Annotated in this window: 16 protein-coding genes and 3 pseudogenes; 13 read left to right on the top strand and 6 right to left on the bottom strand. The window is 65.0% G+C overall.

Going from position 1 to position 19,535, the window contains the following annotated elements; translation table 11 throughout:
- Positions 1 to 11 precede the first annotated feature (11 nt).
- The 9 genes and pseudogenes from GBA65_RS17835 to GBA65_RS17795 all read left to right on the top strand — a co-directional run bounded on the left by GBA65_RS17835 (position 12) and on the right by GBA65_RS17795 (position 9,089).
- Positions 12 to 998, top strand: a complete 987-nt coding sequence (locus GBA65_RS17835; RefSeq protein ID WP_166397708.1) for a zinc-dependent alcohol dehydrogenase — start codon at positions 12 to 14, stop codon at positions 996 to 998.
- Positions 999 to 1,108: 110 nt separating this feature from the next.
- Positions 1,109 to 1,513 (top strand): hypothetical protein, encoded by a 405-nt coding sequence (locus GBA65_RS17830; RefSeq protein WP_207955888.1) that lies wholly within the window; start codon positions 1,109 to 1,111, stop codon positions 1,511 to 1,513.
- Positions 1,514 to 1,550: 37 nt separating this feature from the next.
- Positions 1,551 to 2,832: pseudogene (locus tag GBA65_RS26760) on the top strand (ribulose-bisphosphate carboxylase large subunit family protein).
- Positions 2,833 to 4,275, top strand: coding sequence for a four-carbon acid sugar kinase family protein (locus GBA65_RS17820; protein WP_166397707.1), 1,443 nt, complete (start codon positions 2,833 to 2,835; stop codon positions 4,273 to 4,275).
- Positions 4,241 to 5,083 carry a phosphogluconate dehydrogenase C-terminal domain-containing protein gene (locus GBA65_RS17815; RefSeq protein WP_166397706.1) on the top strand — a complete coding sequence of 281 codons (843 nt, stop codon included), beginning with the start codon at positions 4,241 to 4,243 and terminating at the stop codon, positions 5,081 to 5,083. The genes GBA65_RS17820 and GBA65_RS17815 overlap by 35 nt, the downstream gene beginning before the upstream one ends.
- 27 nt (positions 5,084 to 5,110) lie before the next feature.
- Positions 5,111 to 6,022: a BKACE family enzyme gene (locus tag GBA65_RS17810; protein WP_166397705.1), complete on the top strand. Its 912-nt coding sequence runs from the start codon at positions 5,111 to 5,113 to the stop codon at positions 6,020 to 6,022.
- 436 nt (positions 6,023 to 6,458) lie between these two features.
- On the top strand, positions 6,459 to 6,704 hold the full coding sequence (locus GBA65_RS17805) for a hypothetical protein (RefSeq protein ID WP_166397704.1): 246 nt from the start codon (positions 6,459 to 6,461) through the stop codon (positions 6,702 to 6,704).
- Between the two features lie 570 nt (positions 6,705 to 7,274).
- A complete protein-coding gene (locus tag GBA65_RS17800) occupies positions 7,275 to 8,060 on the top strand; it encodes an IclR family transcriptional regulator (protein ID WP_166397703.1) in 786 nt (261 codons plus the stop codon).
- Positions 8,061 to 8,234: 174 nt separating this feature from the next.
- Positions 8,235 to 9,089 carry an alpha/beta fold hydrolase gene (locus GBA65_RS17795; RefSeq protein WP_166397702.1) on the top strand — a complete coding sequence of 285 codons (855 nt, stop codon included), beginning with the start codon at positions 8,235 to 8,237 and terminating at the stop codon, positions 9,087 to 9,089.
- 156 nt (positions 9,090 to 9,245) lie between these two features.
- On the opposite strand, the gene GBA65_RS23520 is transcribed toward GBA65_RS17795, so the two are convergent.
- The 3 genes and pseudogenes from GBA65_RS23520 to GBA65_RS17785 all read right to left on the bottom strand — a co-directional run bounded on the left by GBA65_RS23520 (position 9,246) and on the right by GBA65_RS17785 (position 11,839).
- Positions 9,246 to 9,875 carry a 4-hydroxyphenylacetate 3-hydroxylase C-terminal domain-containing protein gene (locus GBA65_RS23520; RefSeq protein ID WP_228281455.1) on the bottom strand — a complete coding sequence of 210 codons (630 nt, stop codon included), beginning with the start codon at positions 9,873 to 9,875 and terminating at the stop codon, positions 9,246 to 9,248.
- 136 nt (positions 9,876 to 10,011) lie between these two features.
- A pseudogene (locus tag GBA65_RS26755) lies at positions 10,012 to 10,607 on the bottom strand (4-hydroxyphenylacetate 3-hydroxylase N-terminal domain-containing protein); the annotation flags it as partial.
- Positions 10,608 to 10,756: 149 nt separating this feature from the next.
- Complete coding sequence (locus tag GBA65_RS17785; protein WP_166397701.1) at positions 10,757 to 11,839, bottom strand: VOC family protein; 1,083 nt, start codon at positions 11,837 to 11,839, stop codon at positions 10,757 to 10,759.
- A gap of 252 nt (positions 11,840 to 12,091) precedes the next feature.
- On the opposite strand from GBA65_RS17785, the gene GBA65_RS17780 reads away from it, so the two are divergent.
- Together GBA65_RS17780 and GBA65_RS17775 are read left to right on the top strand one after the other, a co-directional pair.
- Positions 12,092 to 13,360 (top strand): aromatic ring-hydroxylating dioxygenase subunit alpha, encoded by a 1,269-nt coding sequence (locus tag GBA65_RS17780; RefSeq protein WP_166397700.1) that lies wholly within the window; start codon positions 12,092 to 12,094, stop codon positions 13,358 to 13,360.
- Between the two features lie 113 nt (positions 13,361 to 13,473).
- Positions 13,474 to 14,700 carry a Gfo/Idh/MocA family oxidoreductase gene (locus tag GBA65_RS17775; RefSeq protein ID WP_207955884.1) on the top strand — a complete coding sequence of 409 codons (1,227 nt, stop codon included), beginning with the start codon at positions 13,474 to 13,476 and terminating at the stop codon, positions 14,698 to 14,700.
- On the opposite strand, the gene GBA65_RS17770 is transcribed toward GBA65_RS17775, so the two are convergent.
- From GBA65_RS17770 to GBA65_RS26750, 3 genes and pseudogenes are all read right to left on the bottom strand, one after another.
- Positions 14,688 to 15,854, bottom strand: coding sequence for an MFS transporter (locus tag GBA65_RS17770; RefSeq protein ID WP_166397698.1), 1,167 nt, complete (start codon positions 15,852 to 15,854; stop codon positions 14,688 to 14,690). The two genes, GBA65_RS17775 and GBA65_RS17770, sit on opposite strands and share 13 nt — an antisense overlap.
- Positions 15,855 to 15,897: 43 nt before the next feature.
- Positions 15,898 to 16,332 (bottom strand): EamA family transporter, encoded by a 435-nt coding sequence (locus GBA65_RS17765; RefSeq protein WP_166397697.1) that lies wholly within the window; start codon positions 16,330 to 16,332, stop codon positions 15,898 to 15,900.
- A gap of 179 nt (positions 16,333 to 16,511) precedes the next feature.
- A pseudogene (locus GBA65_RS26750) lies at positions 16,512 to 16,865 on the bottom strand (EamA family transporter); the annotation flags it as partial.
- 244 nt (positions 16,866 to 17,109) lie between these two features.
- Between GBA65_RS26750 and GBA65_RS17750 the strand changes: the two are divergent.
- Complete coding sequence (locus GBA65_RS17750) at positions 17,110 to 18,123, top strand: ABC transporter substrate-binding protein (RefSeq protein WP_166397696.1); 1,014 nt, start codon at positions 17,110 to 17,112, stop codon at positions 18,121 to 18,123.
- Between the two features lie 136 nt (positions 18,124 to 18,259).
- Positions 18,260 to 19,339: a TAXI family TRAP transporter solute-binding subunit gene (locus tag GBA65_RS17745; protein ID WP_166397695.1), complete on the top strand. Its 1,080-nt coding sequence runs from the start codon at positions 18,260 to 18,262 to the stop codon at positions 19,337 to 19,339.
- Positions 19,340 to 19,535 lie beyond the last annotated feature (196 nt).

Below are 19,535 nucleotides of genomic sequence, written 5' to 3'. Positions count from 1 at the left end.
GAGGTTCATTCTTGAAAGCGGCCGTCCTCGAAGCACCGAAACGCCTCGTCATCAAGGACGTGGACGAGCCCGAGTGCGGGGAGCACGAGGCCCTGATCGAGGTGCAAGCCAGCGGGGTGTGCGGGTCGGACGTCCACACCTACCTCGGACACCACCCTTTCCGCAAGCCGCCCGTGACCCTGGGACACGAGGTCGCCGGTGAGATCATAAGGGTAGGCGACGCCGTCGAGGGGCTGAAGGTCGGCGACCGGGTCGCGGTCGAGCCGCACATCTACTGCGGCGAGTGCGAGTTCTGCGCGCGGGGCTTCGTCAACCTGTGCAGAAACAAACGGGTGCCCGGGGTCGGCTGGGCCGGCACGTTCAGCGAGCGCATCGCGGCGCCCGAGGGGGTGCTCCACAAGCTGGCCGACGGGGTGAGCTACGAGGAAGGGGCGATGCTCGAGCCCCTCGCCGTGGCCTATCGGGCCTTTCGCACGGGTGGGATCGGCGCCGAGAGCAGGGTGGCGGTGCTCGGGGCCGGCGCCATCGGAAGCCTGGTGGCCCGCCTCTGCGGGTGGGCGGGGGTCTCCGAACTTATGGTCACGGACGTCAAGGACTACAACCTGGACTTCGTCTCCTCGTTGGGGCCGTGTACGCCCGTGAACGCCGCAGAGGCGGATACCGTGGAGAAGGGGCTGGACCTGACGGACGGGGCGGGGTTCGACGCCGTGGTGGTCACGTCCGGGTCGCGCGGCAGCATGACCGAGGCGGTGAAGCTGTGCAAGCCGCGGGGGGTAGTGGTGGCGATCGCCCTGTACCCGGGGGAGATCCCGTTCGACGCCAACCTGCTGGTCACGCGCGAGATCACGGCGCAGGGGTGTCTCACGTACACCTCCGGCGACTTCGGGGACGTCGCGAAGCTCGTCAACGACGGCGAGATAGACCTCGAGCCCTTCATAACCGAGCGCATCGGCCTCGAAGAGGCGCCGGACCTCTTCGGCCGGATCGAGGGGGCCTGAACCACATCAAGGTCATGATCGAGCTGGACGGGGGGCGCGAGCGGTCTTGAGAGGCCGGGGCGTGGCGGTGTTGATCGTTCCATCGAATTCTTAGTAGAAGGAGGGCTCTCGTGGCCAGGGAAGTGGTAGCGGAGGTCGACGGACGCAAGGTGATACTGATGGATTCCATCACCCACGTGGAGGAGGGGGACACGGACCAGATCGTGGTGTCCGCCTCGCACGGGGGCGTGAGCTCCGGCGGGTTCGCCTCGGAGCACCGGCTCGGCGCGGTCTTTTTTAACGACGCCGGCGTCGGCAAGGAGAACGCCGGCATCGCCGCGCTGGAGATGCTGGAGGGGCTGGGTGTCGCGGCCGGCACCGTGGACAACGACTCGGCGAAGATCGGGGACGCCCGGGACCACTGGGAGAACGGCGTCGTCTCGCACCTCAACGAGACCGCCAGGGCCGCGGGCTTTCGCGAAGGATTGCCGCTGCAGGAGGCCATCGCCTCCGTATACGGGGTCAAGACCTCTTGAGCGCCGCGACGAGCCGGGATCGGGAGGGGGGAGGGTCGTGTCCGCCGACCGCGTCCTAGCGAAGTACCTGATCGAGACCCCCCGCCGGGTGGAGGACGCCGCCGCGTCTCTGGCCGGCGAGCAGTCCTCCGGCACCTTCACGCAGGTACCCGGGGAGACGGAGGACCTGAAGGAGAGGTTCCTCGCCCGGGTGGAGAAGATCGAGGAGCTCGAAAACGTCGGCGCCCCGAGCCTGCCGGGCGCGCTTCCTGCCGACGACGCCGGACGGTACACGCGGGCCGAGGTGACGGTGTCGTGGTCCTTGGAGAACATGGGCACGAACCTTCCCACGCTGCTGACCACGGTCTCGGGCAACCTCTCGGAGCTCAGGGAGCTCTCGGGGCTCAGGCTCCTGGACATCGAGCTGCCGGAGGGCTTCGCGGACGCCCATCCCGGCCCGAGGTTCGGCATAGGGGGAACCCGGGAGCTCACCGGTGTCTACGACGGTCCCGTGATCGGCACGATCATAAAACCGAGCGTGGGGCTGAGCCCGCAAGGAACCGCCGAGCTGGTGCGCGACCTCGCCGAAGGCGGGATCGACTTTATCAAGGACGACGAGCTCATGGCCAACCCGCCGCACTCTCCGCTGGAGGAGCGGGTAGAGGCGGTGATGGGGTCATCAACGAGGTGGCCCAGAGGACCGGCAAGAAGGTCATGTACGCCTTCAACATCACGGACGATCTCGACGCGATGCTGCGGCACCACGAGACGGTGCTGAATGCCGGGGGACGTGCGTGATGGTCAGCCTCAACAGCGTCGGGCTCGTCGGGGTCTCGCACCTCAGGCGCCACGCGGAGCTGCCGATCCACGGCCACCGCAACGGGTGGGGGGTGCTCAACCGCTACCCGTACCTGGGGATGGAGTTCTCCGCCTACGGGAAGCTGTGGCGCCTGGCGGGCGCGGACCACCTGCACGTCAACGCCTTGCAGAGCAAGTTCTGGGAGCCCGACGAGTCCGTCGTGAGGTCTATCGAGGCGTGCCTGAGGCCCATGTTCGCGGAGAGCGACCGGGCGATGCCCGTGCTCTCCTCGGGCCAATGGGGCGGGCAGGCCCCGGACACCTACAAGCTCACCGGGAGCACCGACTACATCTACCTGGCCGGCGCGGGGATCGTGGCGCACCCCGGGGGACCGGGGGCCGGGGTCACGGCGATTCGCCAGGCCTGGGAGGCTGCGGTGAAGGGCATCCCTCTCCAGGAATACGCCGAGGACCACCGGGAGCTCATGCAGAGCCTCGAGAAGTTCGGAAAACTTCGCCGCACCGCGGATAGGGGGCAATAAATGGTTTCTTCGGACGGGCTACTCCTGACCTTCTACGGCGACGACTTCACCGGCTCTACCGACGCCATGGAGTCCCTCGCCCGAGCGGGGATACGAACGATACTCTTTCTGAAGCCCCCCACCCCCGAGGTGCTCGCCGGTTTCGAGGGCGTGGGCGCGGTCGGGGTCGCGGGCGACAGCCGGGCGATGCCGCCCGAAGACATGGACAGGACCCTGCCGGAGGCCTTCTCCAGGCTCAAAGACCTGGGGGCCCCGCTCTTCCACTACAAGGTCTGCTCCACCTTCGATTCGTCCCCGGAGATAGGCAGCATCGGCCGGGCGACCGACCTGGGGCAGGAGATCTTCGCTTCGCCCTTCGTGCCCCTCGTCGTAGGGGCGCCCCGGCTGGGACGGTACACCGTGTTCGGCAACCACTACGCCCGTTCGGGGGTCGACGGCAAGATCTACCGCCTGGATCAGCTCGGCCCGATGCGCAACCATCCCGTTACCCCCATGCTGGAGAGCGATCTGCGGCTGCACCTCTCCGAGCAGACGGCCAAGGAGATCGAGCTCTTCGACATCCTGCAGCTCGAAGGCGACGGCGCGGATACGGAAGAGCGCCTCCGAGCCATGCTCGAGGGCGGACCGGAGATCGTGCTCTTCGACGTTCTCTACGACGAGCAGCTCTCCACCCTCGGGGAGCTTATGTGGAACGGGGCGAGTCGAGAGACGCCGCTGTTCGTGGTCGGGTCGTCGGGGGTGGAGTACGCGCTGACCGCGCACTGGAGGGCTACCGGGGAGCTTGCGGAGCCGCAGGAGTTCGAGGACGCGGGGGCGGTCGAGCAGGTTCTGGCCGTCTCCGGGAGCTGTTCGCCGGTTACGGACGGGCAGATCGGCCGCGCCATCGAGCACGGGTTCGTGGACGTGCCCCTGGATCCCGCCCGCCTGGTAGACCCGGAGGAGGCCCGGGGCGAGAGCGAGGCCGCCGTGGAGAAGATGCTCGACGAGCTTCAGCGGGGCAACAGCGTGATCGCGCACACCTGTCGGGGGCCGGACGACCCGAGGCGCGAAGCCACCGCCAAACGCCTGGAGTCTTTGGGCTACGAGGGGCTCGCCGCGAAGCTGAAGGGCGGGAGAATACTGGCGGAGGCGACGGGGGGCATCTTGCAGGCCGTCCTCGGTCGGTCGGACGTCCGGCGCGTGGCGGTGGCGGGCGGCGACACCTCGAGCTACATCGCGAGCGGGCTGGACATCCAGGCCGTCGAGATGATCGCCCCCGCCGCCCCGGCGCTCCCTTGTGCCGGATCCACTCGAAAGGTGGGACCCTGGAGGGGGTGGAGATCGTCTTCAAGGGCGGACAGATGGGCCGCAAGGACTTTTTCGTGGACGTGCTACGAGGCACGACCAAAGACACCGTCGGAGGAGGTAGATGATGAACGTAGCCGTTTTCGGCGCTGCCGGTAGCATGGGGACCCGCGTAACGAACGCCCTCGAGGACGACCCCGGTTACCGGATGCTCTACGTGGAATCGGGCGATGCCGGGCAGGCCCGGCTGCGCGAGAGGGGGATCGAGCCCACGAGCCAAGAGGAGGCCGTCGGGGAGGCCGACGTGGTCATCTTCGCCGTCCCCGACACCGTCGTCGGCCCGCTGGCCAGGGAGATCGTGCCCTCGCTGAAGGCCGGGACGATGGTCGTCACCCTGGATCCGGCCGCCGCCTACGGCGGGGAGCTGCCGGAGCGGGAGGACATCTCCTACTTCGTGACCCACCCCGCCCACCCGCCGATCTACAACGACGAGACGGACCCCGAGGCCCGCCGGGACTACTTCGGCAGCGGCAAGGCCAAGCAGGCGATAGTCAACGCGCTCATGAGCGGGCCCGAGGAGGATTACGCCAGGGGCGAGGAGATCGCCCGCAAGCTGTGGGGCCCCGTGCTGCGCTCCCACCGCGTCACGGTCGAGCAGATGGCGATCCTCGAGCCCGTGCTCTCGGAGACGGTGACGGCGACCTGCCTGACCATCATACGCGAGGCGGTGGACGAGGCGGCCGAACGTGGGGTACCGTTCGAGGCGGCCCGCGACTTCGTACTGGGCCACATCAACGTCGAGCTTGCCATACTCTTCGACGAGCTCGATTGGGAGCTCTCCGCCGGCGCGCAGATGGCCGTCGAGGAGGCCAAGAAGGACATCTTCCAGCCCGACTGGAAGAAGGTCTTCGAGCCTCAGAGCATCAAGGAGAGCGTGGGCAAGATAACGGCGAGCGGACTAGCCTGAGGGCCTTTCGCGAGGAGGAGGTAGGCTGTGAACGACGAGACACCCCTCATCATCGAGGTTCGGTGCAACGAGTCGGCGGAGCGGGGGGACAACCCGGCGCTGCCCTACGGGCCGCAGGAAGTGATCGAGGAGGGCATCCTCGCCAGGGAGGCGGGCGCCTCGGTCCTGCACTGGCACGCCCGCGACGACGACGGTACCGAGAGAGCGAACGATACCGCGTTGTACCGCGAGGTCATCGAGGGGGTTCGAGAAGGGACGGACCTTCTCCTGCATCCGACCCTCGGCTTTATCAGCACCCAGGGCGACGCGCGGGGCCGCGTACGCCACATACAGGAGCTCAACGAAGACCCGAAGACGCGGGTCGACATGGCGCCGGTAGACTTCGGTGCCTTCGGGGCGGACGTCTGGGAGGGGGGGGAAGAGCGCTTCCTGACGGACGACCAGATTATCGTCAACAGGGTGGGCTACCTGAGGGAGCTGCTCTGCGTGCTCCAGGAGACCGACGTCTTCGTGTACTCGGTGGTCTGGGGCGCGGGCGCGGTGCGCACGGCGCGCAGCTTCCAGCAGATGGAGCTCCTCGACCGATCGACCTTCTGGTGCCTCGGGTTCACGGGAGACGAGGTGCCGGGTGGCCCGCCGCCGACCCTCGCCAACCTCCAGACCTACCTGGAGGCGATCCCGGCCGGAGACCCCTGGACCGTGCATTGCCGCAACGGGGACGCCCTGCCGCTCGCCGCGTGGGCGATCATGCTGGGCGGGCACGTGAGCATCGGCCTCGGCGACTACCCTTACTCCCGTTTCGGGAAGCCGCGAAACAGCGACCTGGTGAGGATGGTCGCCGAGATGTCCCTGACGCTGGGCCGCCCGGTAGCCACGCCGTCGGAGGCGCGGGAGATACTGCAACTCAAACACGCCCAGACCGTTCAGAAGGGCGCATAGACGAGGAGCTCGCCCCGCCCGGACGACCTCGATCGGCGCCGGGATAGAACGCCAGCCTGGTGCCGCGCCACGGGTGGAGAGATCGCTCCCGTTCGGCGGAGCGACGGGTCCCTTCGTACGCACCCGCGCCGGCCTCGGCCTGGCGACGCGTGAAGGAATAGAAGCAACCTCTGAGGGACGTAGCAGGGTGGTCGATGGCGCCGGTGCCATCGGCCGCCTCGGTCGTCGTAAGCGTCGGTCTTCGGCTCCAACGCAAAGGACTCCGTCTCCGAGGTCCCGAAGGACCCGAAACGGCCACGCGCGGGCCCGGACGAGATGCCGGACGAAACGAGCGGCGTCGAGCCGCAACCCCGAAGAGGAGGAGCGGGGGTGGCTCGAAAAGCTCCCCGACCTCGACGACCTGGACGGGAAGCTGGACGAGGGCCGGTACGGGTCCATGGTGCGCGGCCCGGATCGAGCCGGGTCCGGTTCGGAACGCCCGAGGAGCAGGCAGGCCCTCGTCGAGATACGCGAGCGCCACCGGAACGCCCTCCCGGAGTCCCGCGCAAGACCCATCCCCGACGCCCTGCTGCCCGGGGAGCGCCGCCGCATCCACGAGGCGCCGAGCCTCTCCGTTATCGATCATCGAGGCGGGGACCTGGGGTGGAAGCTACTCGTAATGTCTTTGGAGACTTCCTGGTAGTTTGTTGTTTACTACGCTATTTCTGTTTCGGGTGCGATTAATGGATAGTAATGTCATTGTGCGTCGTACGACGCGACCCACCCAACACATCCTGGGGCACGAATGCTTCTGGTCGCGACGGTTTTTGTAGTCGGAAGCGTTGGCCTCTTCATGGTCCGTGTTAGCAAGACTCTCCTGCGCGTTCCGCGTCTGGTACTGCTTTCCGAGCCTACAGAGCGTGTATAGAGGCTCCGCTCTGTCTGAATGTGCTTGTGCTTAAGGTCTCTACGTTCGTTCTCCGATTAGGGGCGGTGCCAAAAGATGGTACGCCGAGACGGTCGAGCGGTTTTCACGGAGAGGCGGTCGACTGAGGAGAATACAACAATGGTAATAAGCTAGGATGACCCATCGTTGTGGTCAGGCCCCACGAGCTTCATGGGCTCCTTTCGACCCAGAGGTTCGCACCTGTAAGCAGTCTTGCGTTCGGCATATTCGAACGCAAGACTTGTTGCGCATACCCCAACGGCCTATAGTTAGCGGCGGTATTGGGGAAGGTTCAGAAACCGTTCGCCAGAAAGTGGGGGCCGGTAGATGCTACAGACTGTTTCAAAGGTTACGCAGGTCCTAGATCTATTCTCGCTCGAAAACCCCGAGTGGAGCGTAGGTGAGGCAGCCAGAACCCTCGGTTATCCGAAATCTTCGGTGTCCGAGCTTATGGCTAGTCTGGCGAACAGAAGGTTGTTGTGTCGCATCGGTAAGGGCAGGTATCGTCTGGGGTGGCGCATCTTCGAGTTGAGCCAGACGCTTTTGCAGACCGCGGAGTTCCGTGTCGAGGCCCGACGGGTGATGGAGGATATGGTCGGGCAGTGGAGGGAGATCATGCATCTTGCCGTGCTGGACGGGGTGCAGGCAGTCTACGTCGAGAAGCTGCAGCCGACCCCGGCGGTGAAGATACTCGTTTCGTGGGCCGGTGCGCGGCTCCCGGCACACTGCAGCGGGGTGGGCAAGGTGCTGCTGGCTTATAGTCCGTGGGAGAACATCTCCGCGAACCTCAGGCACATGGGGATGCCGAAGCTCACGCCCCACACCATCACGGACCTCGACGAGCTGGAGCGCGAGCTCGAGAGGATCCGGGAGCGGGGTTACGGCTACGATATAGAAGAGGTATCGATCGGGCTGCGTTGCGTGGCCGCACCGATCCGCGACTGCGAGGGCAACGTCATCGCAGCGATCAGCTTCTCGGTGCCGGCCTTCCGCTTTAAGGAGAGGGAGGAAGAGTTCACGGAGGGAATTCTCAAGGCGGCTCAGCGTATCTCCGCTGCGCTACCGAAGCACGCGCGTTCTTTGCCGAGGGAGTTGACCACGCTTCATAGATGAGCTGCTCCGCGACAGGGTTGAGGAGCGTGCAGGTCCCTGCCGGATGTCGGGAAGCCTTTCCCTACCGGCGACGAGAAGGACAGCTACTGTCCCGGACCTATCCCGCTCGCAAAAGCTTCCGGTGCATCGTAGATCGCCACGTGCCGGCACATCCCGGCCGAACGATGGAGGAACATGAAGACTGTAGAAAAGAACACGATTCAGACAGGCCCGTACAAGACCTACCTGAACCGGATTGGGCAAGGGAACGCGGAGGCAGTCCTCTTCCTGCACGGCTCGGGACCCGGGGCGATGGCATGGTCGAACTGGCAGTTTGCCCTGCCAGTGTTGGGCGATTCCTACGATTGCATTGCCCCGGACCTTATAGGCTTCGGCCAGAGCGAGCACCCGGAGGACCCTCCCGGTAGCGTATCGGTCTGGATCGACGTGTGGGTGGCGCAGAGCGTGGCGCTGCTCGAAGAGCTTGGGCTCGAGAAGGTCCATCTGGTTGGCAACTCTATGGGGGGCGCCGTCGCCGAGCACCTGCTGGACCGCCACCCGGAGCGCTTCGAGCGGGCTGTGCTCATGGGGACGGCCGGGGCGCCGCACCGCATAACCGAGCAACTTGATACCGTGTGGGGGTTCTACGACGATCCCACCGAAGAGCGCATGAAGCGGATACTCGGCTGGTTCGCCTACGATTCCTCGGTGGTTGGGGACGACCTGGACGCCATCGCGCGCATGAGGCTAGAAGCGGCCATGAACCCGGGGGTGCGGCGCAGCTTCTCCGCGATGTTCCCCGCGCCCCGCCAGCGCCACGTGGACGCCCTTGCCCCGCCCGACGAAGCTCTGGAGAGAATGGACCACCCGGTGCTCCTTATCCACGGGCGCGATGACGGCATCGTGCCGTTGGAGACGAGCCTATATCTGCTGCAGCACCTGCCGCAGGTCCAGGTCCACATCTTCGGGCAGTGCAGCCACTGGACCATGATCGAGTACAAGGACGCGTTCAACAAACTCCTGGCCGACTTCTTCGCAGGCGCCCTATAGGTTCGCCGACAGCCCTACCAAGCCCCGGGCGATTGCTCTCGCCCGGGGTCGAATTTGTCTCCGACAAACCACACCGCAGAGGCGCATCGCGCTACGCTGGGTTGTTCGCGTCGAAGCTCCAGGTGCGGTAGGTCCACCTGTTCAGGCCGTAGTCGTTCAGGCACTCTTCGGCCAGGTCGGTGTACTCCTGCATGAGGCCGCGTATCTCTGCAAAGTTCGCGACGTCGAGGCGTATTTGCTCGTGATTGCCTGAGTAGTTCGCTCGTAGAGCTCGTAGCGTCCGCCGAAATCGGTCCCGATGGCGTCCCAGACGAGCTTGATGCGTTCTTCGGCCGTGACACCCGTGCCGCGGTAGTACTTGTCGATGGGCGGCCTGAGGTCTGAGTCCTGAAAGTCCTTCAAGGCCGACGGGGTAACGAGCGGCTGCTGCCGAGTTGGGTCTCGAAGACCTCCTTTATCTTCGGCCACCTGCGTGGCGAACAGGCGCAGCGTTGCGGCGTTCTCTAGCTTCGGGATCACGGTGCTTCCCGGTCCCGGCTGTGGGTCGAGGGCCATCGCGATGGTGAGAGCCCAGATCAGCTGGCGCCAGGCAACTGCGCCCCCGAGCGAGACCCGGACGCTACGGAAATCGCCGGTCCCGTTCGCCGCGATGCCCTTGGCGAGGAGCCCGGCCATGAAGCTTAGCTTCGTCGCCAGGCGGGTGCCGGATTGAAGGTTGTAGCGGTTCAGGAAGCCGGAGGCGGCGTAGAAGGCGCGGGCCCGGTCCACGTCGCGATAAACCAGCACGTTCTCCCAGGGGATGAACGCCTCGTCGAAGACTAAACCGCGTCGTTCTCGTCGAAGCGGCTGGAGAGCGGGTAGTCGCACGGGCGTGCGCCTTCTCCTCGTAGGAGGTGCGGCAGATCAGCCTGGTCCCCGGCGTGTCCATCGGCGCGATAAAGACGAGCGCAAAGTCTTCGGCCTTGCCCTTCTCCAGGCTGACCGCGCTGGTCTGGGCTACGAACGTGGCGTGCGTCAGCGCCGAGCCGGTCGCGAGCATCTTCGCCCCGCTGACGATGATGCCGCCGTCCGCCTCCCGCTCCACGTGCAGGAACACGTCGGCGACTTCGTGGACAGGCTTGTTTCGGTCGACGGGTGGGTTGATGAGCACGTCGTTGAGGAATATCGCCTTGGAGGCGTAGCGCTGATACCAGTTGACGCGCTCTCCGTGAACGGCCCGTAGAAACCGGGATCGGCACCGAGGGTCGCCATGAACGCCGCCTCGTAATAGGGCGTGCGTCCCATGAACCCGTAGGAAAGCTTCGACCACTCGGCCATTGCGTTCCGCGCCTCAAGGAGCTCCCCGGCTGTGTAGCTCGGCATGAAGAACTTGTGGGTGCGGTTGCCGAACCTGTCCACCCCGGTAAGCCGGTCTCTCTTCTCGGGATCGTGGAGGGCGTCGTAGAGGCGCGCCACCGAGCGAGCCGAGTTGCGGAAGGTGGGGTGGCGGGTGACATCGTCCACCCTTTCGCCGTTTATGTGGACGAAACCGGCGTCCCGCAGGCTCTCCAGGTACTCTTCCCCGGTCAGGAGCCTACCCGTCTCGCCGACCCTCTCCCCGTCGCGGGTGGTCGTCTCGCCCGTTTCTTCCCCTTCCGCCGAGAGTTTCTGATATTGCCGGCTATTTTCTACGATGAGCGCGAGTGCAGCGACGATGGGTTCGTAATCGCCGAACGTCTGGAGCAGCGAAAGGCGCCGTCGTCGGGAGTTACGACGACGGCGCGGAGCGAAGGGGCCTTTAGGGGAGTACGTCTAGCGGCTGCCCAGCAGGGCGTTGGGGCGGCTGCCGTAGGTAAAGAAGGTCTTCGGGGGAGGGTCGCCCAGAGGTTGAACCCGATGTTGGCGACCTCTGGGTCCCAGCGGATCGGCTTCCAGTCAGGGGCGAAGATCATCATCCCGCCGGTCCATATCTCTATACGATTGCCGCCGGGCTCCATAAAGTAGAGGAACCTCGCGCCGCTCGTGGCGTGCATGCCGGGGCCCCACTCGATCCTCCCGCCGTACTGGGGAATGACCGTCGTCGCCCTCAAGAGGTCGTCGGGGGAGTCGAGGAAGTAGGCGGGGTGGTGGAGGAGGCCGCCGTCCTGGTTCTGGTTGTGCATCAGGGCGATGTCGTGGGACTGGTTGGTGACGCTCATCCAGGAGCCAGTGCGCACCCCCTCGTCGTTCTCCGTGTAGTAGCGGTGGAGTATGCCGAGGTTCTCCGTGAGCCACTCCTGCTCGGCGACGACGTCGTTGACGATCACGTTGACGTGGTCCACGCGGCGCGGCACGACCCCCATCAGGGGCGTCTTCTGCGGGAAGCTCGGGAAGGGCGATGCCATCTCGGGGTCGTTCGTCTGGAAGCTCTCCATCTCCCAGTACAGCTCCATCGGGATGCCGCCGGGGGTCGTGAAGCGGACGGCCTCGCCCTGGCCCTCCTCGGTACCGGCAGGGACCACCTGGTGGTCGACGCCCGTCCCTTCGAAGTGGTTCGCGAACTCTTCGAGATCTCCGGGGTCCGAGACACGGAAGGAGAGGTGGCCCACGCCGCGCTCCGGACCCTTCGTCAGGATCATGGTGTGGTGTTCGAAGTCCTGCCAGGCGCGGAGGTAGACGCGATCTCCGTCCTCGTAGCTCACCGTTAGGCCCAGGACCTCGTTAAAGAATCTCTTCGATACTTCCAGATCAGGAACCTGGATCTCGGAGTGCCCGAGATGGGATACCTTCATGGCCGTAACCTCCTCCAACCGACGTTCGTTCTGCCCTTTCGAGGGGATGGTAAGGCTCCCCATAAGAGCTAGCAAGCACGACGTTCGAGAAAGCCGAACGCCGAGTTGTGATGGTGTCGACGGTGGTGTAAACACCTCTTTAGAATGCTCAAGGTAAGCGTACGGAGATAGGTCGAGAGCCGAAGGAACGCAGGGTAGACGGGTTGCGACCGAAGAACGGCCAGCGTAGCGCGACGAAGGAGGGTGGCACGAATGCCGATCAGCAAAGAGAAGAACGAGCGTCTGACTCAGGTGGGACCGGGCACGCCGGGCGGGGAGCTCTTGCGCCGGTACTGGATGCCTATTTCGGCGGTCTCCGAGATGGAGGGGCGCTACACCAAGAAGGTCAGGATACTGAGCGAGGACCTGATCTTGTATAAGGACAAGACTGGTAACTACGGGCTCGTGCAGGAGAACTGCGCCCACCGCAGGGCATCGCTGGAGTACGGCATCATCGAGCCCGAGGGCATACGCTGCATGTACCACGGCTGGCTCTTCAACGAGGAAGGCCGGTGCCTGGAGCAGCCCAACGAGCCCCAGGAGAAGGGGTTCAAGAACCGGGTCCAGCTTAAGGCCTACCCGGTGAGGGAGCTCGGCGGGCTGATCTTCGCCTACCTCGGACCCAACCCTGTGCCGGAGCTGCCTAAGTTCGACCTGTTCACGCGTGACGACGTCATAAGGACGGTTGGGGCCTGCGTGGTGCCGTGCAACTGGGTGCAGATCATGGAGAACTCGCTGGATCCCGTGCATCTCGAGTGGCTGCACGGCAGGTACTTCGAGCAGGTCTTCGAGGAGAAGGGCCGGGACGTCGAGGACTGGTACTTCAGCAAGCACCACCTGAAGCTCGGGTTCGACAAGTTCGAGTACGGCATCATCAAGCGCCGTCTGCTCGAGGGCCAGTCCGAGGACAGCGACGGCTGGAAGATCGGTCACCCGGTAATCTTCCCGAACGTCCTGCGCGTCGGCGACGGGGCGATCCAGACCTTCCAGATCCGGGTTCCCATGGACGACACGCACACTTACCACATCTGGTACTCGTGCTTTGTCGCCCCGGAGGGCGTGGAGATCCCCGAGGACTACCCGATCTCCTACTACGACGTGCCGCTGAAGGACGAGAACGGCAAGTTCGTCGTCGACTACATAGACGGCCAGGACATGATGGCCTGGGTGAGCCAGGGCGAGATCACGGACCGCACCATCGAGCGGCTCGGTACGACGGACCGCGGCATCATCCTCTACCGTCAGATGCTCTTCGAGCAGATGAAGGCGGTGGAGAACGGCGAGGACCCGATGTGCGTCTTCCGCACAACGGAGGAGGCCCAAAACATCCAGATGCCGCAGGAGAAGGAGATCTTCGGCTCGGGGGCCGCGCTCTTCAAGGCCGCCGGGGAGTGGAATACCCGCTACGCCCCGAACCTGCAGGAGATCCTGGACCTCATCCAGGGGAAGAAGGACGAGACGAAGTCGGTAGCCATGAGCTAGATCCGGCTCGAAGAGAACGTTTCGAAAGCGTGCCCCCTTTTGTAGAGGAGGCACGCTTTCGACTATCTGGGCGGCGGGGCGCTGGGGATCATCGGATGAGCGGAGGTTGTGGGGTGAGCGAGGGGAACGGAAGGCCGGCCTTGAGGGTCGGGATAGTGGGCCTAGGGATAGCGGGAAGCTCGATGGTGCCGGCGCTTCAGAAGCACCCGAACGTTCGGCTCACGGCGGTCTCGACCCGCAACGAGGAGCGGGGCAGGAAGTTCGCCGAGGACTTCCCGGTCGAGGTCTACCCGGGTATAGAAGAGCTTTGCGAGAGCGAGAGCGTCGACGCGGTCTACGTCGCCACGCCTACCCAGCTGCACGGGGAGCACGCGATCATCGCCGCCGAACGCGGTAAGCACGTCATCGTCGAGAAGCCCATCGCCGTCACCCTGGAAGAGGCGGGGGCCATGATCGAGGCGGCCGAGCGCAACGGCGTGAAGATGGTGGTGGGCCCGTCGCAGAGCTTCGAGCCCCCGATCCGCAAGATCCGGGAGATCGTAGAGGGCGGCTCCCTCGGCCGGGTGCGTATGATCCACAACTGGTACTTCAACGACTGGATGTACCGTCCACGCACCCCGGACGAGCTCGACACGGGGCAGGGTGGTGGCGTCACCTACCGCCAGGGCGCCCACCAGTTCGACATCATCCGCCTCATCGGGGGCGGGATGGTGAGGAGCGTCCGGGCGATGACCGGCAGGTGGGACGACGATCGCCCGACGGAAGGCGCCCATTCGGTCTTTCTGGAATTCGAGGACAGGACCGCCGCTACCGCCGTCTACAACGGCTACGACCGCTTCCATACCACCGAGATCACCTTCGGCATAGGCGAGGGCGGACCGCTGGTCACGAGCGACGTTTACGGCCGCTCGCGCAAGCTGATCCGGAAGTCCGGCGGCTCAGATGCCGAGGTAGCACTGAAGGACGCGGCAGGCTACGGGGGGGAGCGCGCAAAAAACTACGCGAAGACCGAGCCGCACCACCCCTTCTTCGGCCTGACGGTGGTGAGCTGCGAGCGCGGCGACATCAGGCAGTCGCCGGATGGGCTGCTGGTCTACGGGCCCGAGGAGAAGGAAGAGGTAATCCTCCCCAAGGACGTGACCGGCCGGGACGCCCTGATCGGGGAGCTCTACGAGGCGGTAGCGAACGACGAGGCGCCGCTGCACGACGGGCGCTGGGGGAGGGCGAACATAGAGGTATGCGTTGCGGCCCTGGAGTCCGCAAGGGAGAGGAAGGAGGTCTACCTCTCGCACCAGACCCCGGTGCCGGAGAAGGGTAACGCCCTGCCTCAGGCGCGGTAGAGCCCACTCCACAGGATCACGAAGAAGGCCAGCGCCATCGCGAGCGAGGCATAGGCGAACATCGCGGGGATGCCGACCTGGCTTGCTACGACGCCCAGCAGCACGGCGCCCAGGGCCATGCCGAGGTCGTAGGCGCTCCCCAGGGTCGCGTTGGCAGAGCCCCAGTGTTCGCGGGGCGCGAGGTCCAGCACCATCGCCCTGAGAACGGGCTGGGCCACGCCGAAACCCAGGGCCCAGAGGACGGCGGTCACGGGGAGCGTCCACTGGGCTTCGGTGAACGCGAGGACGAAGAGCGAGGCGGCGACGAGGCCGATCCCCGGGAAGAGCAGCACCCCGCGGCGCGCCTGCCGGTCGCTGAGGCGTCCGGTGACGGGCCGCACTACTATCAGGACGACGGAGAACGTGACGAAGAAGGCGGCCGGGTTGCCGAGGTTGCGCTCAAGGGCGGCGAGCGGGATAAAGGCGGTGAGCCCGCCGAAGACGAAGGTCAGGAGCGCGGTGACGACGGAAGGGGTTACGGCCGAGCGCTCGACGAGGTCTTGCAGCCCGAACCCTCGTTTCTCCTTCGGCGGGACGTAGCGGTCCCGTATAAACAGCGCGAGCACGAGGGCGAGTAGGGAGAGCGCCGTCGCCGAGAGGAACGCTTCCGTGTAGCCGAAGGCGCCCGCGAGGTAGAGCCCGATCGCCGGGCCGATCGCCATCGCGACGCTCTGAGAGGTGGAGACGTAGGCTATCCCCTCGCCGCGGCGTTCCCGGGGGACGAGGTCGGCGGCCATCGTGCTCGTGGCGGGCGGCACGCCGCTCCACCCGAGCCCCTGGATTATTCGGACGGCGACGAGCGCTGCGAGCGAGGCGGTGAGGGGGTAGATTAGGCCCGTGGCGGCGAAGAGCAGGACGGAGGCGAGGAGGAGCGTCTTGCGCCCGTACTGGTCTATCGCCCAACCGAGCAGCGGGCGCACGAGCACCGCCGTGAACGTGAGCGTGCCAACCACGAGCCCCACCGTCGCTTCGTCCCCGCCTATGCCCTCCGAGACGTAGAGCGGCAGGACCGGGATCAGCAGCTGGTAGGAGGTGAAGACCACGCAGTTGGCGATCAAGATCTGGACGAAAGGGCGCGTCCAGAGGCGGTCTTCGAACGACGATTCCGTCCGCACCCCGGTAAGTTTTTCGTCAGGCGTGTGCTCTCACCCCTCCGAGTCAGACCAGAATGATGGCGGTGATACCCGACAAGACTAGCACGCTCCCGAGGACGGTTAGGAAGTTTATGCCCTCCTGGTTTCGCAACAGGAAGTAGCTCAAGGGCGTCACCAGGACGGGGGTGGAGAGCGTGATCAGGTTCGCGATGGAGACCGGCATGTAGTGGAACGAGCCGATCGCGCAGATCTGGGCGGTTACGGTCATCGTCCCGCTGAGGACGTACAGAAATATCCCCACCCGATCCGCGCCCTGCAACAGGCTCCAGAACCGCCTGGTCATGGAACTCGTCGATAGGTGCATGATGAGGCCGGCCGTCGCCCCGATGAGGCCGCCCAGGATCGGCTCGTTCCAGTTCTGTACCGCTGCTCCGCGCAGGACGTTCCCCACCGCGTAGGCCGCGGCGCCCGCGACGGCCAGGAAGATACCCGACTGCAACGCGACCCCGGGGCTCGCCGCGGCCCTGAGCGCGGCGAACCTGCTCGCGCGGCTCGGGGTCTCGAAGGGCTCGTACCCCGTCTCCGTTGGCGACGGCTTGGAGAAGGCCCCGGGACGTAGCTCGTCAGAAAGAGGCCGAACAGGATCGTGGCTATCGCGCCGATGTCCAGGAGGGAGAGGCTCTCGTCCAGAAAGAGCCAGGCGATGATGACGGTGAACAACGGGTTGCTCGTCTGGAACGTGCTGGCCTTCGCCGGACCGAGCTTCGCTATGGAGTCGAAAAAGAACCAACGCCCCAGGTAGGTGGAGAATATCCCCGCAAGCACGAAGAGAAAGAACCCGTAGCCGTCCCAGTGGAGGTCGCCCTGCCGGATAAGCAGCTGACCTCCGAACAGTACCGTGGCGAAGAGCACGTTCATGGAGACGGAGATCAGAAATCCGAAGTTGAGGTCGAGCCGGCCGGAGGCGACCTTGGTGACGACGATGTTGCACGAGTAGATGACGAGCGCCGCGATGGCGAGGACCTCACCCATCCCTTATCGTCCCCCGGCCGCGCCGCAACATCGCTGGACAACCGCAACGCCCAGGGTGGATGCTTTCGTCGTCCTTCTCTCATCGTTGATTGATCTGCTAAGGGGCGTCGTGAATTCCACAAACCAATGATGGGCTCTGAGGGAGCTGGGGGCAACAAGTTCGTTCCACCATTCCGAACGGTCTGCTGGTACCCCCTCGGACCCCATGCTATAAGGCTCGGTCAAAGGGAAAGGGAGGTTGCAAATGACGAGGCTCCGTCTCAGCTACGCGAGCACCTACGACTACGACCGCACCCGGGCGCTGGCCGACGGGAGGGTCGTCCCGGACGGCATAGACCTCAACTTCATGGTGCTGCCGACCATCGAGGACGTCTTCTGGCGCACGGCCCGCTACCAGGACTTCGACTCCAGCGAGTTCTCCTTCCAGTCCTACCTGGTGTCGAAAGCGAGCGCGCGCGGCGACACGCTGCCCCTGATCGCGATCCCCGTCTTCCCCTCGCGCGTATTCCGTCACTCCGCGATCTACGTGAACGCGGATTCCGGCATAGAGGAGCCCGAGGACCTCAAGGGGAAGACCGTCGGCGTGCCGGAGTACCAGATGACGGCGGCTACGTGGGTACGGGGCATCCTCCAACACGAGTACGGCGTCCACCCGGAGGACATAGGGACCTGGAGGACGGGGGGGCTGGAGCAGCCTGGACGCATCGAGAAGCTGAAGCTGGACCTGCCCAAGGGAGTTCGGACCGAGCCCATCCCCGCCGACAGGACGCTGAACGAGATGCTGGAGAGGCGTGAGATCGACGCGCTCGTTACCGCGCGTATGCCCTCTTCCTTTATGAAGGGCTCGCCCAAGGTTCGCAGGCTCTTCGAGGACTACGCGGCCGTCGAGAAGGAATACTACAAAAAGACGGGCATCTTCCCGATTATGCATACCGTGGTTATCCGGCGCGACGTCTACGAGGCGAATCGCTGGATCGCGCGGAACCTTCAGAAGGCTTTCGACCAGGCGAAGAACATCGCGCTGGAACAGGCGTATGAGGGCGGGGTGCTCGCGTACTCGATGCCGTGGATGATCCCGGCCATAGAAGAGCAACGAGCCCTCTTCGGGGAGGACCCGTGGCCCTACGGGATCGAGAAGAACCTGGAGGCTATCGGGGCGCTCGCCCAGTATTCTTATGAGCAGGGGCTCAGCGAGCGCAAGGTCGAAGCCGAGGAGATCTTCGCCCCCGAGACGCTCGGCGGGGACTCCAGGGTCTAGGCTGGAGTGCCCGCGCAACGCCGTTCGTGATACTCGAACAACATTTGTGCAGGGGCTTGCTGTGCTTTTTCGTATGGGGTAGCTTTCGGAAAAATCGAACGAAGCACGCAAACGGTTTGGGGAAAGGGAGTTACCGGTGAGTGTGAACAAAGTAAGCGTGGGCAAGACTTGCTCGATCGTAGCTTGTCTCCTGGCTTTGGTGTTCTTCGTAGCGTCGTGCGGGGGCTCCGGTGGGGGAGGCCAGCAGGGTGGGGGCGGTGAGGTAAACCCCGACGACACGTCGCCCGTTCAGGCGACCATGACTGGCGGGTCTTCGTCGGGCTTCTACAGGCTGCTCGCAGAGAGCATCAACAGCGTAATCCGCGAGGAGTATCCGGGCTCCGAGGTCGCCTTCGAACCGGGCTCCCCGGCGGGGGCGCTAGCGCAGGTCGCGCAGGGGCAGGTCGAGCTGGGGGCGGCGATCTCGCCGATCGAGGAGCGGGCGGCCATCGAGGGCCAGGGGCCTTTCGCGGAGACGGGGTCTCTGGAGGGTAAGTATCTTGGCGTTACCCGGCTCTACGAGACGCAGCGGATGCACTCGGTGATGACCAAGGCCTTCGCCGACGAGCACGGCATCGAGACGTTCGCTGACATAGCCGAGAAGAAGCCGCCCCTCAGGGTCGCTCTAAACCAGCAGGGCAACTATCAGAACATCCGTGCCGCCGAGGAGATCTTCAAGGCATACGGGTTCAGCGTCGAGGACATCGAGTCGTGGGGCGGATCGGTCGCGTACCAGGCAAGCGGGGACGGGGTCGCGCTGATGGCCGACCGCAAGGTCGACATGTTCTTCACCAGCATTTTCATCCCGGACAGCCGGATCACCGACCTCTCGCGGACCCAGGATCTGGTCTGGATTCCGATGGACCAGGAAAAGCTGGAACCGATCGCCGAGGACCTGGGCGTGCTGATCGGAACCGTCGAGCCGGGTGAGTACGATTTCGTCGAGGAGCAGACGCCGACCCTCTCCGTCCAGTCCGACATCGTCACCAACGCTGACGTGTCGAACCAAGACATTTACAAGTTCGTGAAGGCCCTGCACGACAACCAGGACAGGATGAAGGAGATACACCCGTCCATGTCCGGCTTCTCTCCCGAGTTGATGGTCAAGGTTCAGGAGCAGGTGGCCCTCCACCCCGGAGCCGAACAGTTCTACAGGGAGCAAGGCTTGCTCGAGTAACGTTCGAAGGTGCGTGGGAAGGGGCCGCCTCGCGCGCGGCCTTCTCCCGTATAGGAGGGGGTAACGGAGGAGGCGCATGAGAGAAGATCGCGAAACAAGGAGAGAGACGACGGGAGGAGCGGAGGATCCGGCAGCCCAGCGCCGTTCCTTGCTCAGCTTCGTCGGAATCGTAGGAGAGGGCAACCGGGTCCGCCCG

The sequence above is a fragment of the Rubrobacter marinus genome (assembly GCF_011492965.1).
GTDB lineage: Bacteria > Actinomycetota > Rubrobacteria > Rubrobacterales > Rubrobacteraceae > Rubrobacter_F > Rubrobacter_F marinus.
Note: the sequence above shows the minus strand (reverse complement) of the source record. Positions and strands in the feature narration are given on the sequence as shown.